Genomic DNA, 5,273 nt, shown 5'->3' on the forward strand with positions numbered 1-5,273 from the left:
CCGAGTCGTCCGAGGGGCCGGCTCAGGGGGAGCCGCCCCCTCGGCTGCCGGTCCGGCATCAGCTCGGCCGAGGCCGAAATCCCCGGGGCGAATGTACCTTTCGACGCATCTGAGGCGCCGAACGTTACGTTCGCCCGACCCCGGGTACCCCTTCGCATTTCCCTCCCCAGCTCTGAAAGGTTCATTCATGTCGACTTCATCCGACTTCTCGACCGTCCTTGGGCGGGCCGGTGCCACGGTTGCCGCCGCCTTCTTCGTTCTCGCGGCGGGAGCCGGCGTCGCCTCGGCGGCACCGGACGTACCGGCCGATACCCCGCCTGCGGCCGCAGCTACGCCCGGTGCCGACGCGCAGGGCGGCAATGTCGATGTCGGCGGTCCCGTCGTCGGACCGATCTCGGTGGACGGCATCAAGGCCGGACCCGGCGGTGCGAGCGTCGGGGGATACGACTTCGGGGGTTCGGGCGTGCCCCGCGGTCCCGGTGGACAAGGAGGTTCCGGCCTTCCCTGGGGGTGATGTGCTCATGCTCGGGGCGCCGGGGCGCCGGGGCCGGGCCGTCGTGGTGAAGGACGCATTCTCCACTGGTGGAACGTATCCCGATCCGTTGAGCGACCCGGGCTGCACCGGCTCGCCGCGTGGTCGGGACTAGCACTCGCTGGTAGAGAGTGCTAAATTTGGGGTGCACAGTGAGTTGGCTGCCCGTCGCGGTGGCGGGCGCCGGAGCTGACATGGGAGGTGTGTTGCTGTGCTTCGCTTCGATCCTTTCAGTGATCTCGACACCATGACCAGGAGCATGCTCGAGACCCCGCTCGGTACGACCCGGGTACCGCGATTCATGCCGATGGATCTGTACAAGGTCGACGACCACTACGTTCTGAGCGCCGACCTTCCGGGAGTGGACCCAGGGTCGATCGATGTCAGTGTCGACAACGGAACGCTCACGCTCACAGCTCATCGAAGCGCCCAGTCCGAAGAGAACGTTCAATGGCTGGCCTCGGAGCGGTTCAGCGGCACATTCCGACGGCAACTGTCGCTCGGTGAAGGCATCGACTCTCAGCACATTTCGGCTTCCTACGACAACGGTGTGCTGAGTGTGACCATTCCGCTGGCCGAGCGGGCGAAGCCGCGCCGGATCGAAGTCGCCAAACTGGGATCCGGCAAACCCAAGACGATCGAGGCCGGCTCCACGGGTGACACCACCTGAGGTCGAGAACCACGGTCGCCGAACCGAAGCCCCCTCCCACGAGGGGGCTTCGGTCTGTCTGCTCCACCCACCCTGGGGGTGTGGACACCGACCCCTCCGGTGAAGAGGGACTACCTCTGGGGTTTCTGTCGGAGACTTCGGCCGCGCGGGAGGGTAGAGGACGTAACGCACACCCGGTCCCGAACGAAGACACCGAGGAGGGCCTCATGTCCATCACCCCGGTTGCCATCGAGCACGAAGGTCGTCGACGAACGGTCAGGACCGACGACGGTGTATCGCTTGCGATCCGCGAGTTCGGATCCCGCGAAGCGGCCACCACCGTCGTCTTCGTCCACGGGCACTGCCTGCGGACCGAATCCTGGTGGGCACTGCGCGAGCAGCTGGGCCGGTTCTGGCGCGATGACGTCCGGATGGTCTTCTACGACCATCGCGGGCACGGCGAATCGGGGGAGGCGCCCCCTCACACGTACACGATCGACCAACTCGGCCGCGACCTCGGCGCCGTGCTGGACGAGGTGGCACCGCGGGGACCGGTCGTCCTCGTCGGGCATTCGATGGGCGGGATGACCGCGTTGTCCTTCGCTCGGCAGAACCCGCACACCATCGGCTCGCGGATCGTCGGCGTGGCCCTGATCTCCACGGCCGCTTTCGATCTCGCCGAAGCCGGGCTGGGCCGCCATCTGCGTAGCCCGGCGGTATCGCTGTTCTGCACGGCGGTACGGCGGGCCCCTCGGATGGTCCACGGTTCCAAGAGGCTCGGTAGCACTGTCTGCTCGGCGATCGTGCGGGCCGCCGGGGCGCGGAACCGCGCAGTCGATCCACGTCTGGCCGCGCTCGTCGCCGCGATGGTGAACACGACATCCGTGGTGACCATGTCGAGCTTCCTGGAATCCCTGCTGGGTTTCGACGAACGACGCTCGCTCGCCACTCTCGCGCACATTCCGTCGCTGATTCTGTGCGGGTCGATGGACGCGCTCACCCCGCTCCAGCATTCTGTCGCGATGGCTGCACATCTGCCGGCATCCGAACTCGTGAGCATCGACGGCGCCGGCCACTCGGTGATCCTCGACCGTGCCGCCGACGTCGCGGCCGCCGTTATCGGACTGGTGGAGCGGGTCGGCCGGGTCGATTCGGGACGCGGCGGAGAGTTGGCGGTCGCGGGCTGATCGCGGTCGCCGGGATGGCCGCCGACCGGCCCGGGATCGGTTGATCAGAGGTCGCGTTCGGTGATGATGCCGCTCTGCATCGCCCGCTCCGCCAGCCGGACCCGCTTCTGGTTCTGGGGTAGGTCACCGACCCCGAACTTGGCGAACAGCGCCCGCAGGTGGGTCTTGATCGCGTCGACGCTGAGAAACAGCTCCTGCGCGATCTGCTGATTCGATGCGGGGTTCGCGAACGCCGCGCCGTGCTTGTAGGGACGGCAGAGTGCGGTGAGGACTGCTCGCTGGGTCTCGGTCAGGGAACGAACACTCGGCATGTCGGCACCCATCCGCGTGGCCTCGTCGCGGGTGCCGCCGAACTCCTGGTACCGGATCCGCGTTCCACCGATCCGGATGCTGTCGCCCTGCCGCAGCCGACGACGGCCGTGCAGCCTCTCGCCGTTGACGAAGGTGCCGTTGCGGGACAGGCCGTCGTCGAGAATGGTCCAGTGTGAACCCACACACTCGATGACCGCGTGCAGCCGGGACACTTCGTCGTCCGCGGTGAGGGCCAGATCCGAGGACGGCGACCGGCCGATGGTGATACGCGACGACGTGGGGGACAGGTCCAGAGTGTGGTGGTGACCCTCCCGGTCGGCGTAGCTCAGACGAGACTCAGTGGTTCGTTCCACGGCGACACCCTTTCGGCACGCTTCCATCGTGCCCGTGGTGGGTCCGATGAGCAAGATCACCTGGGCGGAGACCCCGGCGTCTTCAGTACAGCGGCCCGCCGCCGAACGCCTCGCGGTGCGACGGCGGACTGCTGCCCTCCGTGTCGGTGATTCCGTACCCGACGGCGAGTTCCGCGGTGACGTATGTGTGACCGCTGCGCAGGACAAGAGTCGGATCCGCGGTGAGTGCACAGATGACCCGTCCGATGAACTCGGGGGATTCTGCGTCCGCCACCGGGAATCCGGCGATGGTCGCGAGGCCGCTCGCCAGAATCTTCTCCGTCCGCACGATGCCGGGCCAGAGTGAGATCGCCTGCACGTCATGGGGTCGCAGTTCGGTTGCCATGTCGCTGGCCATCTTGTCCAGCCCCGCCTTGGACATGCCGTACAGCACGGAGTGGAGGTGGGCCCGCGCTCCGAACGAGGAAATGTTGACGATGAGGCCGGATCGTCGTGGCACCATGAGCCGCGCCGCCTCGACGGACGCCACGTAATGGGCGCGAAGGCCGACGCCGATCAGTGACTCCCAGTCGCCCAGGGGTCGCTCCCAGAACGGGGTGGTGAATCCTCCGAGGCCCTTCGGGCTCGCCCAGACGTTGTTGACCAGCAGGTCGAGTCGTCCGTCCTGCTCGTCGGAGATTCGGTGGAACAGCGCGTTCACCTGTGCGTCGTCGCGGTGGTCGCACACAACGGCCACGCCGGCGCCGCCGCCGTCGGTGACCGCACGCGCAGACGTCGACAGCACACTGTCGTCGGCCAGCGGCCCGCGGCCGGTCACGTACACCGTCCACCCGGCGGCACCCAAGGCCGTCGCGACCCCCTTGCCGACACCACGACTTCCGCCCGTGACGAGAGCCACCGGGGCGCTCATGGCCTCACCACCGTGTCGGCCGTCAGCGGACGGGTGATGGACCACCGAGTCGCGTAGTGACATCGAGACATTCGCCACCGACCGTCCTCGATGCGGTACTCGTCGTCGTACTCACCGGACGACACGGTCTCCGTCTTCGCCAGCAGATCGACCTGCCGGAAATGCAGTGTCCAGGTGCCCGACGCCTCCGTGTCGCTGCGCAGCACGATGTGCGGATGGAGGCCGTGGTGCATGTCCAGGACGACGGGCCTGCCGTCGACTTCGCGCAGGGCGATCTTCCGGAAGACGTCTGTGACTCGGTCGGCATCGTCGAAACGGCCGAGATGCCCGAAGTCGATCGAGGCCTCGGAGGAGACGAAACAGGCGCGGAACGCCTCCGGGTCCTTGTCGTCGCAGGCACGCCAGTAGCGGTACTTCAGTACCTTGACGGCCTCGATCCGCTCCAGATCCGCCATTCGCTGCTCAGTCGAGCGCACGTCCACTTCCTGTCCTCTCGTCGCCGGGTATTGCAGGACCGACGTTAGGTCGGCGAACGACGTGCGGGGTGGGAATTCCGAAACGTGGCAGTCGTCAGGGCCGCCCCGGGAACGGGTCCGTGACGGGATCGGTTCCGAGCGCCACGCGCCAGGTGGCTTCCCTGATCGCTGCCGCGGTGAGCGCATCCACACCGAGGGAACGCGTGTCGGCCGTCTCACCGTGCTCGACCACGGCCCGCCACGCCACGGCGGTATCGGCCTCGACCTGCGCAGCCAGTTGCGCCGCCGCGATCGGGTCAGCCACGGGAAAGGGCAGGATGTAGCCGGAATCGGCGAGCGGGGCCGACCTGCCCGCGGCGGTCAACACGTCGGTCAAGGAATCGCGGCGGGCGCGGTGAGCGGCGGCATCGGCCGCCACCTGACCGGCCCGGACGGGATTGGAGAACGCCGCAACCACGCCGTAGGCGAATACGGCCGCATGTTCGGTGACCAATGCATCGGCAAGGCTCCGGCTTTCGGACTCGGTGGGTGTGGTCACGGCAGCACCACCGCCAGATGGGTAGCGCAGGCGGCGCTGATCGACGCACACAGTCCTGCACGGAACGCGGTGAGAGTGCGGGCGGAGTCGGCCGCGCTGCGCTGGGACTCGGCGAGCTGGGCGCGAAGCTGGTCGAGCCCGGGAGGGACCGGCGCCGTGGTTGCCGACGACGGCGCGGCAGCGGATGTGGTCGGCGCCGAGCCGTCGGGGTACGTTCCGGCGACCCTCGCGATCTCTGCGTCCAGCGCGTCGCCGTGTGCGGCTCGCTGCGCTCGCACCAAATCGAGTGCCGCTGCGCGATCGGGCAGCACGGCGA

Annotated in this window: 7 protein-coding genes and 1 pseudogene; 3 read left to right on the plus strand and 5 right to left on the minus strand. The window is 67.9% G+C overall.

The features are described 5' to 3' along the window. Positions 1-187: 187 nt before the first annotated feature. The 3 genes from WAW17_RS22080 to WAW17_RS22090 all read left to right on the plus strand — a co-directional run bounded on the left by WAW17_RS22080 (position 188) and on the right by WAW17_RS22090 (position 2,368). Positions 188-514, plus strand: a complete 327-nt coding sequence (locus tag WAW17_RS22080; protein ID WP_422335051.1) for a hypothetical protein — start codon at positions 188-190, stop codon at positions 512-514. A 229-nt stretch (positions 515-743) separates the two neighbouring features. Then, entirely contained in the window at positions 744-1,202 is a 459-nt protein-coding gene (locus WAW17_RS22085) for an Hsp20/alpha crystallin family protein (protein WP_422335052.1), read from the plus strand. 206 nt (positions 1,203-1,408) lie between these two features. After that, positions 1,409-2,368 carry an alpha/beta fold hydrolase gene (locus WAW17_RS22090; RefSeq protein WP_422335053.1) on the plus strand — a complete coding sequence of 320 codons (960 nt, stop codon included), beginning with the start codon at positions 1,409-1,411 and terminating at the stop codon, positions 2,366-2,368. 44 nt (positions 2,369-2,412) lie between these two features. Here WAW17_RS22090 and WAW17_RS22095 read toward each other — a convergent pair whose 3' ends face one another. The 5 genes and pseudogenes from WAW17_RS22095 to WAW17_RS22115 all read right to left on the minus strand — a co-directional run. Beyond that, a complete protein-coding gene (locus WAW17_RS22095; protein ID WP_422335054.1) occupies positions 2,413-3,033 on the minus strand; it encodes an FHA domain-containing protein in 621 nt (206 codons plus the stop codon). A gap of 82 nt (positions 3,034-3,115) precedes the next feature. Next, on the minus strand, positions 3,116-3,943 hold the full coding sequence (locus tag WAW17_RS22100) for an SDR family NAD(P)-dependent oxidoreductase (protein ID WP_422335055.1): 828 nt from the start codon (positions 3,941-3,943) through the stop codon (positions 3,116-3,118). Continuing rightward, positions 3,940-4,425: a nuclear transport factor 2 family protein gene (locus tag WAW17_RS22105; protein WP_422335056.1), complete on the minus strand. Its 486-nt coding sequence runs from the start codon at positions 4,423-4,425 to the stop codon at positions 3,940-3,942. The genes WAW17_RS22100 and WAW17_RS22105 overlap by 4 nt, the downstream gene beginning before the upstream one ends. A gap of 88 nt (positions 4,426-4,513) precedes the next feature. Next, a complete protein-coding gene (locus WAW17_RS22110) occupies positions 4,514-4,957 on the minus strand; it encodes a ferritin-like domain-containing protein (protein WP_422335057.1) in 444 nt (147 codons plus the stop codon). Continuing rightward, positions 4,954-5,273 (minus strand): annotated as a pseudogene (locus WAW17_RS22115) (hypothetical protein); the annotation flags it as partial. The gene WAW17_RS22110 and the pseudogene WAW17_RS22115, both read right to left, overlap by 4 nt.

This window comes from Rhodococcus sp. (in: high G+C Gram-positive bacteria), assembly GCF_049286785.1.
In the GTDB taxonomy this organism is placed as follows: domain Bacteria; phylum Actinomycetota; class Actinomycetes; order Mycobacteriales; family Mycobacteriaceae; genus Rhodococcus_F.

Bases quoted from the DNA above. Each gene is read 5' to 3' on its own strand.
- WAW17_RS22100 (WP_422335055.1), bottom strand. From the start codon at position 3,943: ATGAGCGCCCCGGTGGCTCTCGTCACGGGCGGAAGTCGTGGTGTCGGC.
- WAW17_RS22090 (WP_422335053.1), top strand. From the start codon at position 1,409: ATGTCCATCACCCCGGTTGCCATCGAGCACGAAGGTCGTCGACGAACG.
- WAW17_RS22080 (WP_422335051.1), top strand. From the start codon at position 188: ATGTCGACTTCATCCGACTTCTCGACCGTCCTTGGGCGGGCCGGTGCC.